The organism is Longimicrobium sp. (assembly GCF_036399255.1).
Taxonomy (GTDB): Bacteria; Gemmatimonadota; Gemmatimonadetes; order Longimicrobiales; family Longimicrobiaceae; genus Longimicrobium.
Genome location: NZ_DASWNM010000128.1, coordinates 1 through 26,968 on the forward strand (window position 1 = coordinate 1; position 26,968 = coordinate 26,968).

Sequence of the window (26,968 nt, forward strand, 5' to 3'; positions counted from 1 at the left end):
CCGCGCGGGCGTGGCGGACTGCGTGGTCGTGGCGCGCGAGGACGCGGGCGAAAAGCGGCTGGTGGCCTACGTCGTCGGCGGCGCGGACGCGGACGCGCTGCGCACGGCGCTGCGCCGCAGCCTGCCGGACTACATGGTCCCGTCGGCGTTCGTGGCGATGGAGGCGCTGCCGCTGACCCCCAACGGCAAGCTGGACCGCAGGGCGCTCCCCGCGCCGGCGTTCGGGGCGGCGGAGGACGCGTACGTGGCGCCCCGCACGCCCACCGAAGAGGTGCTGGCGGGGATCGTGGCCGAGCTGCTGCGCGTGGACCGCGTGGGCGTGCGCGACAGCTTTTTCGAGCTGGGCGGCCACTCGCTGCTGGCCACGCGCGTGGTCTCGCGCATCCGTGAGACCTTGGGCGCCGAGGTGCCGCTGCGGGCGATGTTCGAGGGCCCCTCCATCGCCGAGCTGGCGGAGCGGGTGGACGGGGTTCGCCGCGCGGGCCATCCCCAGCTGCCGCCGGTGGTCCCCGTCGAGCGTGACGGGCCGCTGCCGCTGTCGTTCGCGCAGGAGCGGCTCTGGTTCCTGGACCAGCTGGAGGCGGAGAGCGCGTTCTACAACATCCCCGCCGCGCTGCGCATCTCCGGGCCGTTGGACGCCCTAGCGCTGGAGCGCGCCGTCGGCGAGGTCATCCGCCGCCACGAGTCGCTGCGCACCGCCTTCCGCGCGGTGGACGGCGCGCCGGTGCAGTCGGTCGTCCCCTTCGCCGGCTTTGCGCTGGCCGTGGACGACCTGTCCGCGCTGGACGATGCCGTGCGCGAGGCCGAGGTGCGCCGCCGCGCGCGCGAAGACGGCGAGCGGCGCTTCGACCTGGCCGCCGGCGCGCCCTTCCGCGCGTCGCTGCTGCGGCTGGGGGACGGCGAGCACGTGCTGCTGCTGTGCATGCACCACATCGTCAGCGACGGGTGGAGCCTGGACGTGCTCTTCGGCGAGCTGGCGGCGCTCTACGGCGCGTTCGTGGACGGTGGCGAGTCGCCGCTGCCGGCGCTGGCGGTGCAGTACGCGGACTTCGCGGCGTGGCAGCGCACGCACCTGCGCGGCGAGGCGCTGGACCGGCAGATCGCCTACTGGAAGCAGCAGCTGGCCGGCGCGCCCGCCCTGCTGGAGCTGCCGGCGGACCATCCCCGTCCCGCCGTGCAGGCGTACCGCGGCGCGCGGGAGCCGGTGGCGCTTTCCGCCCGGCTGACGGAGCGGCTGGAGGCGCTGGGCCGGCGCGAGGGCGCCACGCTGTACATGGTTCTCCTCGGCGCCTTCCAGGTGCTGCTGGGCAGGTACGCGGGGAGCGAGGACGTGGTCGTCGGCAGCCCCATCGCGGGCCGCACGCGGGCCGAGGTGGAGGCGCTGATCGGCTTTTTCGTCAACACGCTGGTGCTGCGGACGGACCTGGGCGGCGATCCGGACTTCCGCGGCGTGCTGCGGCGGGTGCGGGCCGCCACGCTGGCCGCGTACGAGCACCAGGAGGTGCCGTTCGAGCGGCTGGTGGCGGAGCTGCAGCCGGAGCGCAGCATGAGCCACGCGCCGCTCTTCCAGGTGCTCTTCACCCTGCGCAACGGCGGGGGGGACGATGCGGAGTCCCTGCTTCCCGGCCTGCGCACGCGCGGGGTGGACCCGGAGCTGGAGACCACCAAGTTCGACCTGTCGCTGGTGCTGAGCCGCGAAGGGGACGGCCTGCACGGCGTGCTGGAGTACGGCACCAGCCTCTTCGAGCGCGCCACCATCGCGCGGATGCTGGGGCACCTGGAGCGCGTGCTGGAGCAGGTGGCGGACGATGCGGACGTGCGCATCTCCGCCCTGGACCTGCTGGGCGAGGCCGAGCGAGCGCAGGTGGTGGACGAGTGGAACCGCACGGAGGCCGCGTATCCCGCGGAGCGCTGCATCCACCCCCTGTTCGAGGCGCAGGTGGAGCGCACGCCCGACGCCGTGGCGCTGGTGTTCGAGGACGACTCCCTCACCTACCGCGCGCTGAACGAGCGCGCCAACCGGCTTGCGCACCACCTGCGCGGGCTGGGCGTGGGGCCGGAGACCCGCGTGGGCATCTGCCTGGAGCGCGGGGTGGAGATGGTGGTCTCCATCCTGGCCGTGCTCAAGGCCGGCGGCACGTACGTGGGGCTCGATCCCGCCTATCCCGCGGATCGCCTGGCGTTCATGCTGGCGGATTCGGACGTCGCCGTGCTGCTGACGCAGGACCGCCTTCGCGGCGTGCTGCCGGAGCGCGACGGCGTGCAGGTGATCCGCCTGGATGCCGCGCGGGACGCGATCTCCATCGAGCCCGCGGAGAATCCCGCCAGCAAGGCCGCGCCGCGCAATCTTGCCTATCTGATCTACACCTCCGGCAGCACGGGCGTCCCCAAGGGCGTCGCCATCGAGCACCGCAACGCCGCCGCGCTCCTGGGCTGGGCGTGGAGCGTGTACTCGGCGGATGAACTGGATGGCGTGCTCGCGTCCACCTCCATCGCATTCGACCTCTCGATCTACGAGCTGTTCGTCCCACTCAGCCGTGGCGGAAGAGTGGTCATTGTGGACAACGCGCTGGCGCTCCCCGCGTCCGCCGCGCGGGATGAAGTGCGGCTGATCAACACCGTTCCCTCCGCCATCGCCGCGCTGCTGAAGAGCGGCGGGATTCCGGCGGGTGTGCGGACGGTCAATCTCGCAGGCGAGCCGCTGAAGCAGGAAGTGGTGGATGCCCTGTACGCGCTGGGCACCCTCGAACACGTGTACGATCTGTACGGCCCGTCGGAAGACACCACGTACAGCACGTGGACGCTGCGCAGGCCGGGTGGCCGGGCGAACATCGGCCGCGCGATCCACAACTCGCAGGCGTACGTGCTGGACGGGGCGCTGCGGCCGGTGCCGATCGGCGTGCCGGGCGAGCTGTACCTGGGCGGCGCGGGCGTGGCGCGCGGCTACCTGGGCCGCCCGTCGCTCACCGCCGGCCGCTTCGTTCCCGATCCGTTCGGGGCGGAGGCGGGCGCGCGGATGTACCGCACGGGCGACAAGGTGCGCTGGCTGCCGGACGGAACGCTGGAGTACCTGGGGCGCCTGGACGAGCAGGTAAAGGTCCGCGGCTTCCGCATCGAGCTGGGCGAGGTCGAGGCGGCGCTGCGGCAGGCGGGCGCGGTGGACTGCGTGGTGGTGGCGCGCGAGGACGGGGGCGAGAAGCGGCTGGTGGCGTACGTGGCCGGCGCGGCGGACGCGGAGGCGCTGCGGGCGTCGCTGCGCCGCGGGCTGCCGGACTACATGGTGCCGGGCGCGTTCGTGTTCATGGACACGCTCCCGCTGACGCCCAACGGCAAGCTGGACCGCAAGGCGCTCCCCGCGCCGGACCTGGCCGCGGCGGCGGACGCGTACGTCGCGCCCCGCACGCCCACCGAAGAGGTGCTGGCGGGGATCTGGGCCGAGACGCTGCGCCTGGATCGCGTCGGCGCGCGCGACGGGTTCTTCGACGTGGGCGGGCACTCGCTGCTGGCCACCCGCGTGGTTTCGCGCGTGCGGCGCGACCTGGGGGTGGAGCTTCCCCTGCGCGCCCTGTTCGAGCACCCGGTGCTGGCGCAGCTGGCGGCGGAGATCGACCGGCTGCGGGGCGCGGGCGGCGCGGCGGACGCCGGGCCCATCGTTCCCGTGCCGCGCGGGGGCGACCTGCCGGTGTCGTTCGCGCAGGAGCGGCTGTGGTTCGTGGACGCGCTGGACCCGGGGAGCCCGGTCTACGCCATCCCCTTTGCCTCGCGCCTGACGGGCGCGCTGGACCCGGACGCGCTGCGCCGCACGCTGGCGGAGCTGGTGCGCCGGCACGAGCCGCTGCGCACCGCCGTCCCCGCGGTGGGCGGCGTGCCGGTGCAGCGCGTCGGCCCCGCGCCGGCGGAGTTCGACCTGCCGGTGACGGACCTGCGCGGGCTGGCGGACGACGCGCGCGCGGCCGAGGCGGCGCGGCTGGTGTCCGCCGGCGCGGCGCACCGCTTCGACCTGGCGCGGGGGCCGCTGTTCCGCGCCGGGCTGGTGCGGCTGGCGGACGACGAGCACCTGCTGCTGCTGAACCTGCACCACGTGGTGGGCGACGGCTGGTCCATCGGCGTGCTGGCGGACGAGCTGTCGGCGCTGTACGGGGCCTTTTCGCGCGGCGAGCCGTCGCCGCTGCCGGCGCCGGCGCTGCAGTACGCGGACTACGCGGCGTGGCAGCGCGAGCGGCTGTCGGGCGCGGCGCTGGAGCGGCAGGTGGAGTTCTGGCGGCGCACGCTGGACGGCGCGCCCGCCCTGCTGGAGCTGCCCACCGACCGCCCCCGCCCCCCGCTGGAAACCCACCGCGGCGGCGTGGAGCGGCGGGTGGTGCCGGCCGCCGTGGCGGCGGGCGCGCAGGCGCTGGCCCGGCGCGAGGGCGGCACGCTGTTCATGGTGCTGCTGGCCGCGCTGGACGTGGTGCTGGGGCGCCTGGCCGGCCAGGAGGACGTGGTCGTCGGCACCCCCATCGCCGGGCGCACGCGGGCCGAGACGGACCGCATGATCGGCCTGTTCCTGAACTCGCTGGCCCTGCGCACCGACCTGTCGGGAAATCCCACCTTCCGCGAGCTGCTGGGCCGCGTGCGCGAGGCCACGCTGGCCGCCTACGCGCACCAGGACCTCCCCTTCGAGCGGCTGCTGGAAGAGATTCGCCCCGAGCGCAGCCTGGCGCACGCGCCCGTGTTCCAGGTGATGCTGAACCTGCTGAACTTCGGGGGCGGCGAGCTGTCCATCCCCGGGCTGCGGGTGGACGTGGCCGACCAGGCCACGGAGATCACCAGCAAGTTCGACCTCACGCTGTACGTTCACGAGACGGACGAGGGGATCGACGTTCGCCTGGTGTACGCGGCGGACCTGTTCGACGCGCCGCGGATGCGCGAGCTGCTGGCGCAGCTGGAAGGGGTGCTGCGGCAGGCGGCGGAGGCGCCGGAAACCCGCATCGGCGCGCTGGCGCTGGCGACGGACGAGGCGCGCGCGGTGCTGCCGGACCCCTCCGCGCCGCTGGACGCCGCCTGGCGCGGCGCGGTGCACGAGGTGTTCGCCGCGCAGGCGCGCCGCACGCCGGACGCGCTGGCCGTGGAGGACCCGCGCGAGCGCTGGACGTACGCCGAGCTGGACGCCGCCACGGACCGCGTCGCCCGCGCGCTGGCGGACGCCGGGGTGGGGGTGGGCGGGGTGGTGGCCATCACCGGCCACCGGAGCGCGGCGCTGGTCCGCGCGCTGGTGGGGACGATGAAGAGCGGCGCGGCGTTCCTGGTGCTGGACCCCGCGTATCCCGCCGCGCGCCTGGGCGACTACGTCCGCATCGCGCGCCCCGCCGCGCACCTGCACCTTGCCGCCGCGGCCGATCTCCCCGGCGAGGTGGCGGCGCTGCTGGCGGAGACGGTCCGGACGACCCTCGTCCTCCATCCCCGCGACGGCCGGGCGGCGGAAGAGGTGGACGGCATCGCGTCGTCCGCATCCCCCGTGTCGGTGGAGGTGGGGCCGGACACGCTGGCGTACCTGTCGTTCACCTCGGGGACCACGGGGACGCCCAAGGCGGTGATGGGGCGCCACTCGTCGCTCACGCACTTCACCCCGTGGCTGGCGCAGCGCTTCGGGCTGGGGGCGGCGGACCGCTACAGCCTGCTGAGCGGGCTGGCGCACGACCCGCTGCACCGCGACGTCTTTACGCCGCTGCAGACCGGCGCGGCGGTGGTGGCGCCGCTGCCGGACGAGGTGGGCACCCCCGGCTACCTTGCCCGGTGGATGCGCGAGGCGGCGATCACCGTGGCCCACCTGACGCCGGCCATGGGCCAGCTGCTGGCCGACGCGGCCGAGGGCGAGCGCATCCCCACGCTGCACCGCGCCTTTTTCGTGGGCGACGTGCTGCGCCGCGCCGACGTGGCGCGGCTCACGGCGCTGGCGCCCGCGCTGAACGTGGTGAACTACTACGGGTCGACCGAGACGCAGCGCGCCGTGTCGTACCACGAGGTGGACGCGGCCGCCGAGCCCAAGGAAGTGATCCCGCTGGGCCGCGGCCTTCCCGGCGTGCAGCTGCTGGTGCGCAGCGCGTCGGGAGCGGTCGCGGGGATCGGCGAGGTGGGCGAGATCTGGATGCGCTCGCCGCACCTGGCCGCCGGCTACCTGAACGACCCCGCGCTGGCGGCGGAGCGCTTCCTCGTCAACCCGTGGACCGGCGACCCGCGCGACCGCCTGTACCGCACCGGCGACCTGGGCCGCTACCGCCCCGACGGCGAGGTGGAGCCGCTGGGCCGGGCGGACCAGCAGGTGAAGGTGCGCGGGTTCCGCGTGGAGCTGGGCGAGGTGGAAAGCGCCCTGGCCGCGCACCCCGCCGTCCGCGAGGCGGCGGTGCTGGCGCGCGACGCGGCCGGCGGCGACCGGCGGCTGGTGGCGTGGTGGGTCTCCGCGTCCGAGACGGCGGAGGTGGACGGGCCGGCGCTGCGCGCGCACCTCAGGGCGCTGCTCCCGGAGTTCATGATCCCCGCCGCGTACGTGCGGCTGGAACGGCTTCCGCTGACGCAGAACGGCAAGCTGGACCGCCGCGCCCTTCCCGAGCCGGAGCCGGCCGCGGCGGACGGCGCCGTGCCGACCGCGCCGCGCACCCCCGCCGAGGAGCTGGTCGCGGGGCTGTGGGCCGAGGTGCTGCGCACGGAGCGCGTGGGCATCCACGACGACTTCTTTGCCCTGGGCGGGCACTCGCTGCTGGCCACGCGTCTGCTGGCGCGCGTGCAGGACGCGTTTGGCGTGGCGCTGCCGCTGCGCGCGCTGTTCGAGGGGCCCACGGTGGCCCAGCTGGCACAGCGGGTGGACGCGCTGCGCCGCGACGGCGCCCCCGCGCTGCCGCCGGTGGTGCGCGTGCCGCGCGACGGCGAGCTGCCGCTCTCGTTTTCGCAGGAGCGGCTCTGGTTCCTGGACCGGCTGGAGGGCGGCGGCGCCTTTTACAACCTGCCGCTTTCCCTGCGGATGACGGGCACGCTGGACGTGGCCGCGCTGGAGCGGGCGCTGGGCGAGATCGTCCGCCGCCACGAGTCGCTCCGCACCACCTTCCGCGAGCCGGGCCGGGAGTCCGGCGGGGGCCCCGTGCAGGTGATCGCCCCCTTCGCCGGCTTTGCGCTGGCGGCGGACGACCTGGGCGGGCTGGTGGATGACGAGCGCGAGGCGGAGGTCGCCCGGCGGGCGGCGGGCTTCGCCGCGCGGCCGTTCGACCTGGCGGCCGGGCCCCTGTTCCGCGCGCGGCTGCTGCGGCTGGCGGACGACCAGCACGTGCTGCTGACCTGCATGCACCACGCGGTCAGCGACGGGTGGAGCCTGGGCGTGATCCTGCGCGAGCTTTCCGCGCTGTACGCGGCGTACCTGCGGGGCGGGGAATCGCCCCTGCCGGAGCTGCCGGTGCAGTACGCCGACTTCGCGGCGTGGCAGCGCGCGCAGCTGCGGGGCGAGGCGCTGGACCGGCAGCTGGCGTGGTGGAAGGCGCAGCTGGCGGGCGCGCCCACGCTGCTGGAGCTGCCCACGGACCATCCCCGTCCCGCCGTGCAGACGCACCGCGGCGCGCGCGAGACGGTCCACCTTTCCCCGACGCTGCTGGCGCGGCTGCAGGCGCTGGGCGGCGGGGCGGGCGCCACGCTGTACATGGTGCTGCTGGGGAGGTCCGCGGGGAGCGAAGACGTGGTGGTGGGCAGCCCCATCGCGGGGCGCACGCGGCGCGAGGTGGAGGAGCTGGTGGGCTTTTTCGCCAACACGCTGGCGCTGCGGACGGACCTGGGCGGCGACCCCACCTTCCGCGAGGTGCTGCGGCGGGTGCGCGAGATGACGCTGGGCGCGTACGAGCACCAGGAGGTGCCGTTCGAAAAGCTGGTCGCCGAGCTGGCGCCCGAGCGCAGCATGAGCCACGCGCCGCTCTTCCAGGTGTCGTTCGCCCTGCTGAACGCCGACCGCAGCGGCGGCGAGCTTCCCGGCCTGCGGGTGGAGGGGCTGGGCGCGGACATGGGATCGGCCAAGTTCGACCTGGCCCTCTCTCTCGCGGCGGACGAGCGCGGCATCTACGGCGCCATGGAGTACGCCACGGACCTGTTCGAGGCGCGCACCATCCAGCGCATGCTGGGCCACCTGGAGCGCGTGCTGGACCAGGTGGCGGACGATGCGGACGTGCGCATCTCCGCCCTGGACCTGCTGGGCGATGCCGAGCGCGCGCAGGTGGTGGAGGAGTGGAACCGGGTCGATGCGGAGTACCCCGCGGACCGCTGCATCCACCAGGTCTTCGAGGCGCAGGCCGCCAGGACGCCGGACGCGGTCGCCGTCACGTTCGAGGACCAGTCGCTCACGTACGCGGAGCTGAACGCGCGGGCGAACCGCCTTGCCCACCACCTGGTGGCGCGCGGCGTGGGGCCCGAGGTGCGCGTGGGCCTGTTCCTGGAGCGTGGGCTGGAGATGGTGGTCGCCATCCTCGGCACGCTCAAGGCGGGTGGCGCGTACGTGCCGCTGGATCCCGCCTATCCCACGGAGCGCGTGGCCTTTGCGCTCTCCGACGCCGGCGTGCCCGTGCTGCTGACGCAGGACAGCCTGCGCGACACGCTCGCCGTGCACGACGGGGTCGAGGTCATCAGCCTGGATCGCGCTTCCGCCGGGATCGCCGCGGAGAGCGCCGAAAATCCGTCCAGCAGCGCCACGCCGGAGAGCCTGGCGTACGTCATCTACACCTCAGGCTCCACGGGAACGCCCAAGGGCGCGCTGATCGAGCACCGCAACGTGGCGCGGCTGTTCACGGCGACGGACGCGTGGTTCGGGTTCGACGCGACGGACGTGTGGACGCTCTTCCACTCCTCCGCGTTCGACTTTTCGGTGTGGGAGATCTGGGGCGCGCTGCTGTACGGCGGGCGCCTGGTGGTGGTGCCGTATCTCACCAGCCGCGACCCGGACGCCTTCCACGCGCTGGTCCAGCGCGAAGGCGTGACGGTGCTGAACCAGACGCCCAGCGCCTTCCGCCAGTTCATCCGCGCGGACGCGGAGCGGGGTGGGGAGCTGGCGCTGCGCAACGTCATCTTTGGCGGCGAGGCGCTGGAGCCGGCGTCCTTGCGCGAATGGGTGGATCGGCGCGGGGCCGACCAGCCGCGGCTGGTGAACATGTACGGCATCACCGAGACGACGGTCCACGTGACGTATCGTCCCCTGCGCCGGGAGGACGTGTTCGAGGGGGCGGGGAGCCCGATCGGCGTGCGGATTCCGGACCTGCAGCTGTACGTGTGCGATGCGGGGCTGCGGCCGCTGCCGGTGGGCGTGCCGGGCGAGCTGTACGTGGGTGGCGCGGGCGTGGCGCGCGGCTACCTGAACCGGCCGGAGCTGACGGCGCAGCGCTTCGTGGAGAACCCGTTCGGGGCGGGGCGGCTGTATCGGACCGGGGACCGGGTGCGGTGGCTGGCGGACGGGAGGCTGGACTACCTGGGCCGGCTGGACGAGCAGGTGAAGATCCGCGGCTTCCGCATCGAGCTGGGCGAGATCGAAAGCGCGCTGCTGGACCACGACGCCGTGCGCGAAGCCGCCGTCATCGTACGCGAGGACGTCCCGGGGGAAAAGCGGATCGTCGCCTACGTCGTGGGGAGTGCGGAGGCGGAGCCGCTGCGGGTGCACCTGCGGACGCGGCTGCCGGAGTACATGGTGCCCAGCGCCTTCGTGGCGGTGGACGCGCTGCCGCTGACGCCCAACGGCAAGCTGGACCGCAAGGCGCTGCCGGCGCCGGAGTACGCGGCGGCGGAGGACGCGTACGTCGCGCCGCGCACGCCGGTGGAGGAGGTGCTGGCCGCGGTGTGGGCCGCGGTGCTGCGCGTGGAGCGCGTGGGCATCCACGACGGCTTCTTCGAGCTGGGCGGCCACTCGCTGCTGGCCACGCGCGTGGTCTCGCGCCTTCGCGAGGTGCTGGGCGTGGAGCTGCCGCTGCGCGCGGTGTTCGAAGGCCCCACGGTGGCCGAGCTGGCGGAGCGCGTCGCCGAGCTTCGGCGCGACGGGCGGCCCGCGGCGCCGGCCGTGGTGCCGGTGGACCGCTCGCGGCCGCTGCCGCTTTCGTTTGGCCAGGAGCGGCTGTGGTTCGTGGACCGGCTGGAGGGGGGGAGCGGATTCTACCACATCCACGCCGCCCACCGCCTGGCCGGGCCGCTGCACGACCAGGCGCTGCGGGAGGCCCTGGGCGAGATCGTCCGGCGGCACGAGGCGCTGCGCACACACTTCGCCGAGACGGAGGACGGCGCGGTGCAGGTGGTCGCGCCCTTCGGCGGCTTCCCGGTCCCGCTGGAGGACCTGTCCGCGCTGCCGCCGGCGGAGCGCGAGGCTGCGGCACGGCGCGCCATCCGCGCCGAGGCGGAGCGGCCGTTCGACCTGGCGGCGGGGCCGCTGTTCCGGGCGCGGCTGCTGCGGCTGGCGGCGGACGAGCACGTGCTCGTCCTGTGCATGCACCACATCGTCAGCGACGGGTGGAGCACGGAGGTGCTGTTCCGCGAGATGGCGGTGCTGTACGCCGCCTTCGCGGACGGCGCGCCGTCGCCGCTCCCGGAGCTGCCGGTGCAGTACGCCGACTACGCCGCCTGGCAGCGCCGCCACCTGCGGGGCGAGGTGCTGGACCGGCACGTGGGCTGGTGGAAGGCGCAGCTGGCCGGCGCCCCCGCGCTGCTGGAGCTGCCCACCGACCGCCCGCGCCCCGCGGTGCAGCGCTACGGCGGCGCGCGCGAGGCCGTGCACCTGGGCGCCGAACGGGTGGAGCGGCTGAACGCGCTGGCCCGCGCGGAGGGGGCCACGCTGTTCATGGTGCTGCTGGGCGCCTTCCAGGTGCTGCTGGCGCGCTACAGCGGCAGCGACGACGTGGTGGTGGGCAGCCCCGTGGCCGGCCGCCGGCGCGGCGAGGTGGAGGGGCTCATCGGCTTCTTCGTCAACACGCTGGTGCTGCGGACGGACGCCTCGGGCGATCCCGGCTTCCGCGAGCTGCTGCGCCGGGTGCGGCAGTCCACCCTGGGCGCGTACGAGCACGACGAGGTGCCGTTCGAAAAGCTGGTGGCCGAGCTCTCGCCCGAGCGCTCCATGAGCTACTCGCCGCTGGCGCAGGTGATGTTCACCCTGCAGACGCTGGAGGGCGCGCGCGAGGGCCTGCGCGGGCTGGAGGCCAGCCCCATGCACGCCGAGGCGGCCACCACCCGCTTCGACCTGACCCTGTCCCTGGCCGCGCACGGCGGCGAGGTGTCGGGGAACCTGGAGTACAGCACGGCCCTGTTCGACCGCGCCACCATCCAGCGCATGCTGGGGCACCTGGACCGCGTGCTGGAGCAGGTCTCGGACGATCCGGACGTGCGCATCTCCCACCTGGACCTGCTGTCGGAGGCCGAGCGGGCGCGGGTGGTGGACGCGTGGAACCGCACGGACGCGGAGTATCCCGCGGATCGCTGCATCCACGAGATCTTCGCGGAGCAGGCCGCGCGCACGCCGGACGCGGTCGCCGTCACCTTCGAGGGCCGCTCGCTCACCTATCGCGCGCTCAACGAGCGGGCGAACCGGCTGGCGCACCACCTGGTGCGGCGCGGCGTGGGGCCCGAGGTGCGCGTCGGGCTCTTCCTGGAGCGCGGGCTGGAGATGGTGGCCGCCATCCTGGGCGTGCTCAAGGCCGGCGGCGCGTACGTCCCGCTGGACCCCGCCTATCCCGCCGAGCGCGTGGCGTTTGCCTTGGCCGATGCGGGCGTGCCGGTGCTGCTGACGCAGGACAGCCTGGGCGGCACCCTTCCGGCGCAGGAGGGGATCGAGGTCATCAGCCTGGACCGCGCGTCTTCCGCCATCGCGGCGGAGAGCGCGGAGAACCCGCACAGCGGCGCCACGCCGGAGAGCCTGGCGTACGTCATCTACACCTCCGGCTCCACGGGAACGCCCAAGGGCGCGCTGATCGAGCACCGCAACGTGGCGCGCCTGTTCAGCGCCACAGACCACTGGTTCGGGTTCGATGCGACGGACGTGTGGACGCTCTTCCACTCGTCCGCGTTCGACTTCTCGGTGTGGGAGATCTGGGGCGCGCTGCTGTACGGCGGGCGCCTGGTGGTGGTGCCCACGGACGTCAGCCGCGACCCGGAGGCGTTCCACGCGCTGGTGCAGCGCGAGGGCGTCACCGTGCTCAACCAGACGCCATCCGCCTTCAAGCAGTTCATCCGCACGGACGCGGAGCGGGGCGGGGAACTGGCGCTGCGCAACGTGGTCTTCGGCGGCGAGGCGCTGGAGCCGGCGTCGCTGCGCGAATGGGTGGAGCGGCGCGGGGTCGACCAGCCGCGGCTGGTGAACATGTACGGCATCACCGAGACGACGGTGCACGTCACCTATCGTCCCCTGGGCCGGGAGGACGTGTTCGAGGGCGCGGGAAGCCCGATCGGCGTTCGCATCCCGGACCTGCGGCTGTACGTGTGCGACACGCACCTGCGCCCGCTGCCCGTGGGCGTGCCGGGCGAGCTGTACGTGGGCGGCGCGGGGGTGGCGCGCGGCTACCTGAACCGGCCGGAGCTGACGGCGCAGCGGTTCGTGGAAAGCCCGTTCGGCGCGGGGACGCTGTACCGCACCGGCGACCGGGTGCGGTGGCTGGCGGACGGGACGCTGGACTACCTGGGCCGGCTGGACGAGCAGGTGAAGATCCGCGGCTTCCGCATCGAGCTGGGCGAGATCGAAAGCGCGCTGCTGGACCACGACGCCGTGCGCGAAGCCGCCGTCATCGTGCGCGAGGACGCGCCGGGCGACAAGCGCATCGTGGCGTACGTGGTGGGGAGTGCGGACGCGGAGCCGCTGCGGGCGCACCTGCGCACGCGGCTGCCGGAGTACATGGTGCCCAGCGCCTTTGTCGCCGTCGATCAGCTGCCGCTGACGCCCAACGGCAAGCTGGACCGCAAGGCGCTGCCGGCGCCGGAGTACGCGGCGGCGGAGGACGTGTACGTGGCGCCGCGCACGCCGGTGGAAGAGGTGCTCGCCGAGATCTGGGGCGAGGTGCTGGGGCTGGAGCGGGTGGGCGTGGCGGAACGCTTTTTCGAGCTGGGCGGCCACTCGCTGCTGGTCATGCGGACGGTGGCGCGCATCCGCGAGATCTTTGGCGTGCAGCTGCCGGTGCGCACCTTCTTCGAGCAGGGAACGGTGGGCGAGCTGGCGCACCTGCTGGCCACCGATCCGCAGTACGCGGAGCACACGGAGCGCGTGGTGGCGCTGCTGATGGAGATGGACGACGAAGAAGAGATGGCGCCCGGGGTGGCCGGATGATCCCGCGCCCGGACGGAACGCGACGGCACCACGAGCTTCAGCACCAGGACTGATGATGGATACGACGAAGGGCCCCGCCAGATCCAGGCTGGACCGGCTGCTGCGCAAGGTGCAGGCGGCCAGCGGCGGAGACGCGGACCGCATTCGCCCCCGCGCGGACCGCGGCCCCGCGCCCCTTTCCTCCGGCCAGGAGCGGCTGTGGCTGCTGAACCGGCTGGACGAGCAGGCCAGCGCCTACAACGTGAGCGCGGCGTACCGCTTCCGGGCCCTGGACGCGGCCGCGCTGGAGCGCGCGCTGGGGGAGATCGTCCGCCGGCACGATTCGCTGCGCACCACCTTTCACGAGCTGGCCGAAATCCCGGTGCAGGTGGTGGCGCCCTTCGCCGGCTTCGCCCTGCCGGTGGAGGACCTGTCGCACCTGGCGCAGGGGGAGCGCGAAGAGGCCGTGCTGCGGCGGGCGCGGGCGCTGGAGTCCACCCCGTACGACCTGGCGGCGGGGCCGCTCTTTCGCCCCGTGCTGCTGCGGCTGGGGGATGAGGACGTGCTGCTGCTGGACATGCACCACATCACCAGCGACGGCTGGAGCATGGGCGTGCTGTTCCGCGAGCTGTCGGCGCTGTACGGGGCGTACCGGCAGGGCGATCCGTCGCCCCTGCCCGAGCTGGAGGTGCAGTACGCCGACTACGCCCTCTGGCAGCGCGAGCAGCTGGCCGGCGCGGCGCTGGAGCGCCACCTGGCGTACTGGAAGGCGCGGCTGGCCGGCGCCCCCGCGGTGCTGGAGCTGCCCACGGACCGCCCGCGCCCGCCGGTGCAGTCGCACCGCGGCGCGCGCGAGCGGACGTGGGTGTCCGCCGAACTCGCCGAGCAGCTGCACGCGCTGGGCAGGGCCGAGGGCGCCACGCCGTTCATGGTGGCGCTGGCGGCGTTCGGGGTGCTGCTGTCGAAGTACAGCGGCAGCGACGACATCGTCGTCGGAACGCCGGTAGCGGGACGTTCGCGCCGCGAGGTGGAGGGGCTGATCGGCTTTTTCGTCAACACGCTGGTGCTGCGGACGGACCTGAGCGGCGATCCTAGCTTCCGTGCGCTGCTGGCGCGGGTCAGGGAAGCCACGCTGGGCGCCTTCGAGCACCAGGAGGTGCCGTTCGAGCGCTTGGTGGCCGAGCTGCAGCCCGAGCGCAGCATGGGCCACTCGCCGCTCTTCCAGGTGATGTTCACCCTGCAGGACGGCGCGCAGGCCGCGAGCGACGCGTCGGGCCTGCCGCTGATCGGGGTGGCGGCCGAGCGCACCTCGGCGCAGTTCGACCTTTCGCTGGGCGTGCTCGACACGTCGCAGGGGCTGCGCCTTTCCGCCGAGTACGCCACGGACCTCTTCGACGCGTCCACCATCCAGCGCATGCTGGGCCACCTGGAGCGCCTGCTCCAGCAGGTCGCGGACGATGCGGACGCGCCTCTCTCGCACCTCACCCTGCTGGGCGATTCCGAGCGTGCGCAGGTGGTCGATGCGTGGAACCGCATCGAAACCGAGTATCCCGCCGGCCGCTGCATCCACCAGATCTTCGAGGCGCAGGCCGCGAAGACGCCGGACGCACTCGCGGTCACGTTCGAGGACCAGTCGCTCACGTACGCGGAGCTGAACGCGCGGGCGAACCGGCTCGCGCACCACCTGGTGGCGCGCGGTGTGGGGCCGGAGGTCCGCGTGGGCCTCTTCCTGGAGCGCGGTCTGGAGATGGTGATCGCCATCCTGGGCGTGCTCAAGGCTGGCGGCGCGTACGTCCCGCTGGACCCCGCCTATCCCGCCGAGCGCGTCGCCTTCGCGCTCTCCGATGCCGGCGTCCCCGTGCTGCTGACGCAGGGCAGCCTTCGCGAGACGCTTCCGGCGCAGGACGGCATCGAGATCATCAGCCTGGATCGCGTTTCCGCCGACATCGCGTCCGAGAGCGCCGAGAATCCAGCGAGCGGCGCTACACCGGAGAGCCTGGCGTACGTCATCTATACCTCCGGCTCCACGGGAACGCCGAAGGGCGCGCTGATCGAGCACCGCAACGTGGCGCGGCTGTTCACCGCCACGGACGCGTGGTTCGGGTTCGATGAGACGGACGTGTGGACGCTCTTCCACTCATACGCGTTCGACTTCTCGGTGTGGGAGATCTGGGGCGCGCTGCTGTACGGTGGCCGCCTGGTCGTCGTGCCGGTGGATGTGAGCCGCGACCCGGACGCCTTCCACGCGCTGGTCCAGCGCGAAGGCGTGACGGTGCTGAACCAAACGCCCAGCGCCTTCCGCCAGTTCATCCGCGCGGACGCGGAGCGGGGCGGGGAGCTGGCGCTGCGCAACGTGATCTTCGGTGGCGAGGCGCTGGAGCCGGCGTCCTTGCGCGAGTGGGTGGATCGGCGCGGAGTGGATCAGCCGCGCCTCGTCAACATGTACGGCATCACGGAGACGACGGTCCACGTGACCTATCGTCCCCTGAGCCGCGAGGACGTTTTCGAAGGCGCGGGGAGCCCCATCGGCGTGCGGATTCCGGATCTGCAGCTGTACGTGTGCGATGCGGGAATGCGTCCGCTGCCGGTGGGCGTGCCGGGCGAGCTGTACGTCGGCGGTGCGGGTGTGGCGCGCGGCTATCTGAACCGTGCCGAGCTGACGGCGCAGCGGTTCGTGGAGAACCCGTTCGGCGCGGGGACGCTGTATCGCACGGGGGACCGGGTGCGGTGGCTGGGGGATGGGACGCTGGACTACCTGGGGCGGCTGGACGAGCAGGTGAAGATCCGCGGCTTCCGCATCGAGCTGGGCGAGATCGAAAGCGCGCTGCTGGACCACGACGCCGTGCGCGAAGCCGCCGTCATCGTGCGCGAGGACGTAGCGGGGGAGAAGCGCATCGTCGCCTACGTCGTGGGGGATGCGGACGCGGAGCCGTTGCGCGCGCACCTGCGCACGCGGCTGCCGGAGTACATGGTGCCCAGCGCGTTCGTGGCGGTGGACGCGCTGCCGCTGACGCCCAACGGCAAGCTGGACCGCAAGGCGCTGCCGGCGCCGGAGTACGCGGCGGCGGAGGACGCGTACGTCGCCCCGAGCACGGCGACGGAGCAGGCGCTGAGCGCGATCTGGCGCGACGTGCTGAAGGTGGAGCGGGTGGGCGCGACGGACAACTTCTTCAACCTGGGCGGCCACTCGCTGCTGGCCACGCGGATGATGGCGCGCATTCGCCGCGACCTGCGCGTGGAGCTGCCGCTGCGGGCCGTGTTCGAGGCGCCGGTGCTGGCCGGCCTGGCGGCGCGCGTGGATGCGGCCGGTGCGGCGGCCACGCCCGCCGCGGCGCTCCCGTCCATCCGCCGGATGACCGCCGTGGACCGCGGCGCCCACCGCGTGCGCCCGTCGCATCCGCCGCTTTCGCCGGCGCAGGAGCGGCTGTGGTTCCTGGACCGGCTGGAGGGCGGCAGCGCGTTCTACAACATCCCGCTGGCGCTGCGGCTGGCGGGCGCGCTGGACGTGGCGGCGCTGGAGCGCGCGCTGGGCGAGATCGTGCGGCGGCACGGGGCGCTGCGCACCACCTTCGCGGAGGTCGACGGCGCGGCGGTGCAGGTGGTCGCGCCCTTCACCGGCTTCAGCGTGCCGGTGGAGGACCTGGCGGCGCTGGAGGATGGGGCGCGCGAGGCGGAGGTCCGCGTGCGTGCCCGCGAGTCGGCGGCGCGGCCGTTCGACCTGCGGGCGGGCCCGCTCTTTCGCGCGTCGCTGCTGCGGCTGGGCGACGGCGAGCACGTGCTGCTGCTGTGCATGCACCACATCGTCAGCGACGGGTGGAGCCTGGGCGTGCTGCTGCGCGAGCTGGCCGCGCTGTACGGCGCCTTTCGCGACGGCCTTGGCTCGCCGCTTCCCGGGCTGCCGGTGCAGTACGCCGACTACGCACGGTGGCGGCGCGACCAGATGCGCGGCGAGGCGATGAGCGCGCAGCTGGCGTACTGGAAGGGCCGCCTTTCCGGCGTGCCCACGCTGCTGGAGCTGCCCACCGACCGGCCGCGCCCGCCGGTGCAGTCGTACCGCGGCGCGCGCGAGCGGGTGGAGCTGTCCGCGGCGCTGATGGAGCGGCTGGAAGAGCTGGGGCGCCGCGAGGGCGCCACGCTGTACATGGTGCTGCTGGGTGCGTTCCAGGTGCTGCTGGGCAAGTACGCGGGGAGCGAGGACGTCGTCGTCGGCAGCCCCATCGCGGGCCGCACGTGGGGCGAGGTAGAGTCGCTGATCGGCTTCTTCGCCGACACGCTGGTGCTGCGCACCGACCTGGGCGGCGATCCCGGCTTTCGCGAGGTGCTGCGGCGCGTGCGCGAAGCCACGCTGGGCGCCTTCGAGCACCAGGACGTGCCGTTCGAGCGGCTGGTGGCCGAGCTGCAGCCCGAGCGCAGCATGAGCCACGCGCCCCTGTTCCAGGTGGTGTTCACGCTGCAGAACGCGCTGGGCGACGTCGAGGGGCTCCCCGGCCTGGCGACGGACGTGGTTCCGGCCGAGGCCGAGACCACCCAGTTCGACCTGGGGCTTGCGGTCGGGGCGCTGGACGAGGGGGCCGCCGCCTCGCTGACGTACGCCACCGACCTGTTCGACGCCGCCACCATCCGCCGCATGCTGGGCCACCTGCAGCGCGTGCTCGAGCAGGTGGCGGATGATGCGGACGTGCGCATCTCGGCTCTCGCCCTGCTGAGCGATTCCGAGCGCGCGCAGGTGGTGGACGAGTGGAACCGGATGGATGCCGCGTATCCCGCCGACCGCTGCATCCACGCGATCTTCGAGGCGCAGGCCACGAAGGCGCCGGACGCCGTCGCCGTCACCTTCGAGGACCAGTCGCTCACCTACGCGGAGCTGAACGCGCGGGCAAACCGCCTTGCGCATCACCTGGTGGCGCGCGGCGTCGGCCCGGAGGTGCGCGTCGGCCTGTTCCTGGAGCGCGGGCTGGAGATGGTGATCGCCATCCTCGGCGTGCTGAAGGCCGGCGGTGCGTACGTCCCGCTGGACCCCGCCTATCCGGCGGAGCGCGTGGCGTTCGCGCTCTCCGATGCCGGCGTCCCCGTGCTGCTCACGCAGAGCAGCCTGCGCGAGACGCTCCCGGCGCAGGACGGCATCGAGATCATCAGCCTCGATCGCGCTTCCGCCGACATCGCCGCCGAGAGCGCCGAGAATCCATCCAGCGGCGTCACGCCGGAGAGCCTGGCGTACGTCATCTACACCTCCGGCTCCACGGGAACGCCCAAGGGCGCGCTGATCGAGCACCGTAACGTGGCGCGCCTGTTCAGCGCCACGGACCACTGGTTCGGGTTCGATGCGACGGACGTGTGGACGCTCTTCCACTCGTCCGCGTTCGACTTCTCCGTGTGGGAGATATGGGGCGCGCTCCTGTACGGCGGGCGCCTCGTCGTCGTGCCGCTCGATGTGAGCCGCGACGCGGACGCCTTCCACGCGCTCGTCCAGCGTGAGCGCGTGACGGTGCTGAACCAGACGCCGAGCGCCTTCCGCCAGTTCATCCGCGCGGACGCGGAGCGGGGCGGGGAACTCGCTCTGCGCAACGTGATCTTCGGCGGGGAAGCGCTGGAGCCGGCGTCGCTACGCGAATGGGTGGAGCGGCGCGGAGTGGATCAGCCGCGTCTCATCAACATGTACGGCATCACCGAGACGACGGTCCACGTGACCTATCGTCCCCTGAGCCGCGAGGACGTGTTCGACGGCGCGGGGAGCCCGATCGGCGTGCGGATTCCGGACCTGCAGCTGTACGTGTGCGATTCAGGGCTGCGTCCACTGCCGGTCGGTGTGCCGGGCGAGCTGTACGTCGGCGGTGCGGGCGTGGCGCGCGGCTATCTCAATCGGCCGGAGCTGACGGCGCAGCGGTTCGTGGAGAATCCGTTCGGCGCGGGGCGGCTGTACCGCACGGGGGATCGCGTGCGGTGGCTGGCGGATGGGACGCTGGACTACCTGGGCCGGCTGGACGAGCAGGTGAAGATCCGCGGCTTCCGCATCGAACTGGGCGAGATCGAAAGCGCGCTGCTGGACCACGCCGACGTGCGCGAAGCCGCCGTCATCGTGCGCGAGGACGTTCCGGGCGAGAAGCGGATCGTCGCCTACATTGTGGGGAATGCGGAGGCGGAGCCGCTGCGGGCGCACCTGCGGACGCGGCTGCCGGAATACATGGTGCCGAGCGCGTTCGTGGCGGTGGACGCGCTGCCGTTGACGCCCAACGGCAAGCTGGACCGCAAGGCGCTCCCCGCGCCCGACTACGCGCCGGACGCGGATGCGTACGTGGCGCCGCGGACGCCCGTGGAGGAGATGCTGGCGGCGGTGTGGGCAGAGGTGCTGCGCGTGGAGCGCGTGGGCATCCACGACAGCTTCTTCGCGCTGGGCGGGCACTCGCTGCTGGCCACGCGCGTGGTCTCGCGCGTCCGCGAGGTGCTGGGGATCGAGCTGCCGCTGCGCGCGCTGTTCGAAGAGCCCACGGTGGCGGCGCTGGCCGGGCGGGTGACGTCCATCCGCGGCGCCGCGCGCGCCCCGCTCGTGCCCATCGTCCGGGTGCAGCGCGGCGGCGGACTGCCGCTTTCGTCCGCGCAGGAGCGCCTGTGGTTCCTGGACCGGCTGGAAGGCGGAAGCCCGTTCTACAACATCCCGCTCGCCCTGCGGCTCGTTGGCGAGCTGGACGTGGCGGCGCTGGAGCGTGCGTTTGGCGAGATCGTGCGGCGGCACGAGGTGCTGCGCACGACGTTCACCGAATCCGGCGAGTCGGCGGTGCAGGTGATCGCGCCGTTCTCCGGCTTCGCCGTGCCGGTGGAGGACCTGTCGGCGCTGGACGATGCGGCGCGCGAGGCGGAGGTCCGCGTCCGCGCCCGCGACTTCGCGGCGCGGCCGTTCGACCTTGAGGCGGGCCCGCTGTTCCGCGCCGCCGTTCTGCGGCTGGCGGGCGACGAGCACGTGCTGCTGGTGTGCATGCACCACATCGTCAGCGACGGATGGAGCCTGGGCGTGCTGCTGCGCGAGCTGGGCACCCTGTACGGCGCCTTTTGCGGCGGCGGCGCGTCTCCGCTGCCGGAGCTGGCGGTGCAGTACGCCGACTACGCCGCGTGGCAGCGCGACCAGATGCGCGGCGAGGCGCTGGATGCGCAGCTGGCGTACTGGAAGTCGCGGCTGGCCGGCGCGCCCACGCTGCTGGAGCTGCCCACCGACCGGCCGCGCGCGGCGGTGCAGTCGTACCGCGGCGCGCGCGAGCGGGTAGATCTTTCCGCGGACCTGCTGCAGCGCCTGGAGCGGCTGGGGCGCGCCGAGGGCGCCACGCTCTACATGGTGCTGCTGGGGGCGTTCCAGGTGCTGCTGGGCAGGTACGGCGGCAGCGAGGACGTGGTGGTCGGCAGCCCCATCGCGGGCCGCACGCACAGCGAGGTCGAGGAGCTGATCGGCTTCTTCATCAACACGCTCGTCCTGCGCACCGACCTGGGCGGCGATCCGGATTTTCGCGAGGTGCTGCGCCGCGTGCGCGACGTCACGCTGGGTGCGTACGAGCACCAGGACGTCCCCTTCGAACGGCTGGTCGCCGAGCTGCGGCCCGAGCGCAGCATGAGCCACGCGCCGCTCTTCCAGGTGGCGTTCACGCTGCAGAACGCCCTGGGCGACGTGCAGGGCCTGCCCGGGCTGCGGATGACGCCGGTGGGCGGCGAGGCCGAGACGACGCAGTTCGACCTGGCGCTCTCCATCGGTGCCCTGCCCAACGGGTTCTCCGCCTCGCTGACCTACGCCACCGACCTGTTCGACGCGTCCACCATCCGCCGCATGCTGGGCCACCTGGAGCGCGTGCTAGACCAGGTTGCCGCCGGCGCCGGCGTGCGCGTCTCCGAGATCGCGCTGCTGGACGAGGCGGAGCGCCGGCAGGTGGTGGATGATTGGAATCGCACCGACGCCGCGTATCCCGCCGACCACTGCATCCACCAGGTCTTCGAGTCGCAGGCCGCCAGGACGCCGGACGCGGTCGCCGTCACCTTCGAAGACCAGTCGCTCACCTACGCGGAGCTGAACGCGCGGGCGAACCGCCTCGCCCACCACCTGGTGGCGCGCGGCGTCGGCCCGGAGGTGCGCGTGGGCCTCTTCCTGGAGCGCGGTCTGGAGATGGTGATTGCCATCCTGAGCGTGCTCAAGGCCGGCGGCGCGTACGTCCCGCTGGACCCCGCCTATCCCGCCGAGCGCGTCGCCTTCGCGCTCTCCGATGCCGGCGTCCCCGTGCTGCTGACGCAGGACAGCCTGCGCGAGACGCTCCCGGCGCAAGACGGTATCCAGATCATCAGTCTGGATGATGCGGCGCAGGCGATCGCGACGGAGAGCGCCGAAAACCCGTCGAGCGGCGCCACGCCGGAGAGCCTGGCGTACGTCATCTACACCTCCGGCTCCACCGGCACGCCGAAGGGTGCGCTGATCGAGCACCGCAACGTGGCGCGGCTCTTCACCGCCACCGATCACTGGTTCGGGTTCGATGCGACGGACGTGTGGACGCTCTTCCACTCGTACGCGTTCGACTTCTCGGTGTGGGAGATCTGGGGCGCGCTGCTGTACGGCGGTCGCCTGGTGGTGGTGCCGGTGGATGTGAGCCGCGATGCGGACGCCTTCCATGCGCTCGTCCAGCGTGAAGGCGTGACCGTGCTGAACCAGACGCCCAGCGCCTTCCGCCAGTTCATCCGGGCGGACGCGGAGCGGGGCGGGGAACTCGCTCTGCGCAACGTGATCTTCGGCGGGGAGGCGCTGGAGCCGGCTTCGCTTCGTGAGTGGGTGGAGCGGCGCGGAGTGGATCAGCCGCGTCTCATCAACATGTACGGCATCACCGAGACGACGGTCCACGTCACCTATCGTCCCCTGAGCCGGGAGGACGTGTTCGAAGGAGGCGGAAGCCCCATCGGCGTCCGCATTCCCGACCTGCAGCTGTACGTGTGCGATGCGGGGCTGCGACCGCTGCCGGTGGGCGTGCCGGGCGAGCTGTACGTGGGCGGCGCGGGCGTGGCGCGTGGATACCTGAACCGGCCGGAGCTGACGGCGCAGCGGTTCGTGGAGAACCCGTTCGGCGCGGGGCGGCTGTACCGCACGGGGGATCGCGTGCGGTGGCTGGCGGACGGGACGCTGGATTACCTGGGGCGGCTGGATGAGCAGGTGAAGATCCGCGGATTCCGCATCGAGCTGGGCGAGATCGAGGCGGCGCTGCTGTCGCACGGCGGCCTGCGCGAAGTCGCCGTGATCGTGCGCGAGGACGTGCCGGGCGAAAAGCGCATCGTCGCCTATCTCGTCGGTGAGGCGGACGCGGAATCGCTGCGGGTGCACCTGCGGACGCGGCTGCCGGAGTACATGGTGCCCAGCGCGTTCGTGCAGGTGGATGCGCTGCCGCTGACGCCCAACGGCAAGCTGGACCGCAAGGCGCTCCCCGCGCCCGACTACGCGTCGGACGCGTACGTGGAGCCGCGCACGCCCACGGAGCAGGCGCTGAGCGCAATCTGGCGCGACGTGCTGCAGGTGGAGCGGGTGGGTGCGATGGACAACTTCTTCGAGCTGGGCGGCCACTCGCTGCTGGCCACGCGGATGATGGCGCGCATTCGCCGGGACATGGGCGTTGAGCTTCCGTTGCGGGCCGTGTTCGAGGCGCCGGTGCTGGCCGATCTGGCGGCGCGCGTGGATGCGGCGGACAAGGCGCCCGAGCCCGCCGCCGCGCCGCCGCCCATCCGCCGGATGAGCACCACCGACCGCAGCGCCTTTCGCGTGCGTCCGAGCTGACTTCCGATCCCGGGAAAAGCGAGGGGGTACAGAGGAACAGACAAAAGCCAGAGGAGCAGAGGAAGACCGGTGTCCTCTGTTCCTCTGGCCGTTCTCTGTCCCTCTGTACCCCAACGTTGTTTCCAGCGCCAGTCGCACGCCACGGTAGCAGAGGGAATTCCGTGGGCCGGGAGGCAATTGGAAGACTTCTTTCCAAATCAGCGGGCAAATCATCGTGAACCTGGCGTCTCGCTGCCCTGCCTCATCGGGCGGTAGCAGGACGAAGAGGCCTGCGGCAGTCAGGCTTTCCATCGGAATTCGCCGTTGCGGCTTCGTAACACGATGGAAGCGGAGCGCACGTACAGTGTTGACAGACCGAGTTCGGAAGATTACGATACCATTCACGCAACCAAACTCCGTACAAGGTCCCGCTCGTCCGTCCCACGATCCAGGCCGATCCCGTAGTCCGTGCACGCCGAAGCGCCCTCGTGGCGCCGCATTTGTCGGGTTTGTTAACAATATAGGCCGCCACACCGCCGGCCCCTGCACGCGCCGCAGCCCCACGCCCGCGCAGGATTTGTTGGAAGTCTTGACAAACGAAAGCCCACGGCCCGCGGAGCCGACGAACCACCAGCCCCCGCGCCGTTCTTTCTCCCGTTCGCCAGCCGGCCGACCGTTCACCCCCAGGCGCAGTTCGATGCACCGACCGACCGCGACCCACCCGGCGCCGCACACGGCTTCCGCACCCGCAGGGGTGCCGGACGCCCGCCGCGCGTTCCGGGCGTCGCGGCCGCCGGCCGTCCCCGCGCCCCACCGTTCCCCCCGGCCGCGCGCCGCGGCCGCGAACACACCCCTTTTCGACGTGACCCCAATGGAGGGCAGACCCATGGCACTTGGTCGTCAGTTGTTTCTCGCGCTCGTCGGCCTGCTGTTCGGGGCGGCCGGGCTGAGCGCCCAGACCCCCGGCACCGTCACCGGCCGGGTGGTGGAGGGTGCATCGCAGGAGCCCCTTCCGGGCGTGACCGTGACCGTGGCCGAGCGCACCGGCGTCAGCGGCCCCGACGGCCGCTATACGGTGGCCAGCGTCCCCGCGGGCACGCACACCCTGCGCGCCACCCGCATCGGCTTTGGCACCGTGACCCGCCAGGTCACCGTGGCCGCCGGCCAGGCGGCCACCGTGGACCTGGCCCTGTCGTCGCAGGCGCTGCTGCTCGAGGAAGTGGTCGCCATCGGCTACGGCACGCAGGAGGCCCGCGACCGCACCGGCTCGGTCGAGGCCGTGACCAGCGAGGAGTTCAACACCGGCCGCATCGTCAGCCCCGAGCAGCTCATCCAGAGCAAGGTGGCCGGCGTGCAGGTGATCGACAACGGCGAGCCGGGCGGCGGCATCAACATCCGCATCCGCGGCGGCACCTCGGTGGGCGCCAGCAGCGAGCCCCTGTTCGTGGTGGACGGCACGCCCCTCACCGTGGGCGGCGGCGCCCACGCCGGGTGCACCGCCAGCGGCTGCGCGCGCAGCCCGCTGACCTTCCTGAACCCGGACGACATCGAGAGCGTCACGGTGCTCAAGGACGCCTCGGCCACCGCCATCTACGGGTCGCGCGGCGCCAACGGCGTGGTCATCGTCACCACCCGCCGCGGCGGCGGGGGCGCGCCCTCGTTCTCGTACAGCGGCTCGCTTTCGTCGTCGCAGGTCACGCGCCGGCCGGACCTGCTGGGCGCCGCGGACTTCCGCGCCGCCGTGCAGCAGTACGCGCCCTCGCGCCTGTCGCTGCTGGGCAACGCCAACACCAACTGGGTGACGGCGGTGGAGCGCGACGCCATCGGGCAGGAGCACAACGTGGCCGTGTCGGGCTCGGGCGGCAGCATGAACTACCGCCTGTCGCTGGGCTACCTGGACCAGGAGGGCGTGGTGCTGGGCAGCGAGACCGAGCGGGTGTCGGGCGCGCTGAACTACAACCACCTGCTGTTCAGCGACGCGCTGAACGTGCAGGTAAGCCTGATCGGCTCGCGCACGGACGACGCCTTCACCCCGGGCGGGGTCATCGGCGCGGCCAACGCGTTCGCCCCCACGCAGCCCATCCGCACCGAGAGCGGCGCCTACTACGAGTGGGCCAACACGCTGGCCCCCAACAACCCGCTGGCCGAGCTGGGGCTGGTGCAGGACCACGGCACCACCTACCGCGGCGTGGGCAACGTCGAGACGCGCTACCAGCTTCCCTTCGTGCGGGGGCTCAGCGCCACCGGCCGCGTGGGCTTCGACATCACCGAGGCCGAGCGCACCGAGTTTCGCCCCACCACGGTGCACGCCGAGGTGGAGAGCGGCGCCAACCGGGGCTTCTTCTGGCAGCGCAACCCCACGCAGACCAACACGGTGCTGGACCTGTTCGGCAACTACACCAGCGACCTGGGGTGGATGGACTCCAACCTGGACGCCACGGCCGGCTACTCGTACGAGACGTCGGACGCCGAGTACCCGGAGTTCCAGGCCGACAGCCTGGCCAGCGACCTGCTGGGCGCCAACGGCATCCCCGGGGGATCGGGGAAGGTCCGCTCGTTCCTGAACATCGAAGAAAGCAAGCTGGCCTCGTTCTTCGGCCGCGTGAACCTGTCCATCCGCGACCGCTACCTGCTCACGCTCAGCGTGCGGCGTGACGGCTCGTCGCGCTTCGGCGGGACCAACCAGTGGGGCACCTTCCCCTCGGCCGCGTTCGCCTGGCGCCTGATCGACGAGGAGTTCATCCCCGAGGCGGGGTGGCTCGACGACCTGAAGCTGCGCGCGTCGTGGGGCGTGAACGGCAACCAGTCGTTCGGCAACTACCTGTACGTCAGCAGCTACCGGTACGGCGACGAGCAGGCGCGCGCGCTGTTCGGCGACCAGTGGGTGGGCACCATCCGCCCCAGCGCGGTGGACCCCAACATCAAGTGGGAAGAGACCACCTCGTACAACCTGGGGCTGGACTACGCGGTGCTGGGCGGCCGGCTGTCGGGCTCGGTGGACTACTACGTCAAGGACACCGACGACCTGCTCTTCTCGGTGCCGGTGGCCGCGGGGACCAACCTGTCCAACTACGTGCTCACCAACATCGGCAGCATGCGCAACCGCGGCGTGGAGCTGGCGCTGAGCGCCCGCCTCCTCGAGGGCGGCTCGCGCGGCTTCAGCTGGACGGCCGACTTCAACGCGGCGCACAACGTGAACCGGCTGCTCAGCATCAACCCGGTGGGCGGCGGCGCGGAGCAGATCCCGGTGGGCGGCATCTCGGGCGGCGTGGGCAACACCATCCAGGTGCTGCAGCCCGGCCTGCCGGTGAACTCGTTCCTGGTCTACCGCCACCGCCGCGACTCCAACGGCGACCCCGTGGCCGACGGCGACGGCGTGGAGCTGACCGACATGTACGAGGACCTGAACGGCGACGGCGAGATCACCCAGAGCGACCGTGAGGCGTTCGAGAGCCCCTCGCCCGACTGGATCCTGGGGCACACCAGCAACGTGACCTTCGCCCGCTTCGACCTGGGCTTCACGCTGCGGGCGTACCTGGGCAGCCACGTGTACAACAACGTGGCCAGCAACCTGGGCAACTACGCGGCGCTCACCAACTCGGGCGGCCCCAACAACCTGCACAGCTCGGTCCTGGAGTACGGGTTCGACGACCCGCAGTACTTCTCGGACGTGTACGTGGAGGACGCCTCGTTCCTGCGCATGGACAACATCACACTGGGCTACCGCGTCCCCGCCCGCAGCGCGTTCCGCGACCTGCGCGTGTACGGCACGGTGCAGAACGCCTTTACCCTCACGGGCTACAGCGGCGTGGACCCCACGGCGGGGTTGAACGGCATCGACAACAACCTGTACCCGCGCTCCCGCACCTTCTCGGCGGGCGTGAGCCTCGGGTTCTAAAGACGGCGAAGCCGGCGCGCCCCGCCCGGGCGGGGCG

3 protein-coding genes are annotated in these 26,968 nt (G+C 72.7%); all 3 read left to right on the plus strand.

Annotated features, from left to right (window positions below; all coding sequences use genetic code 11):
- Nucleotides 1-10: 10 nt before the first annotated feature.
- The 3 genes from VGC13_RS23410 to VGC13_RS23420 all read left to right on the plus strand — a co-directional run bounded on the left by VGC13_RS23410 (nt 11) and on the right by VGC13_RS23420 (nt 26,931).
- Nucleotides 11-13,291 (plus strand): amino acid adenylation domain-containing protein, encoded by a 13,281-nt coding sequence (locus VGC13_RS23410; RefSeq protein WP_331127725.1) that lies wholly within the window; start codon nt 11-13, stop codon nt 13,289-13,291.
- A 55-nt stretch (nt 13,292-13,346) separates the two neighbouring features.
- Complete coding sequence (locus VGC13_RS23415) at nt 13,347-23,054, plus strand: amino acid adenylation domain-containing protein (protein ID WP_331127726.1); 9,708 nt, start codon at nt 13,347-13,349, stop codon at nt 23,052-23,054.
- Nucleotides 23,055-23,919: 865 nt separating this feature from the next.
- The gene (locus tag VGC13_RS23420) at nt 23,920-26,931 is read left to right on the plus strand and encodes a SusC/RagA family TonB-linked outer membrane protein (RefSeq protein WP_331127727.1); all 3,012 of its coding nucleotides are present in this window, start codon (nt 23,920-23,922) and stop codon (nt 26,929-26,931) included.
- Nucleotides 26,932-26,968 lie beyond the last annotated feature (37 nt).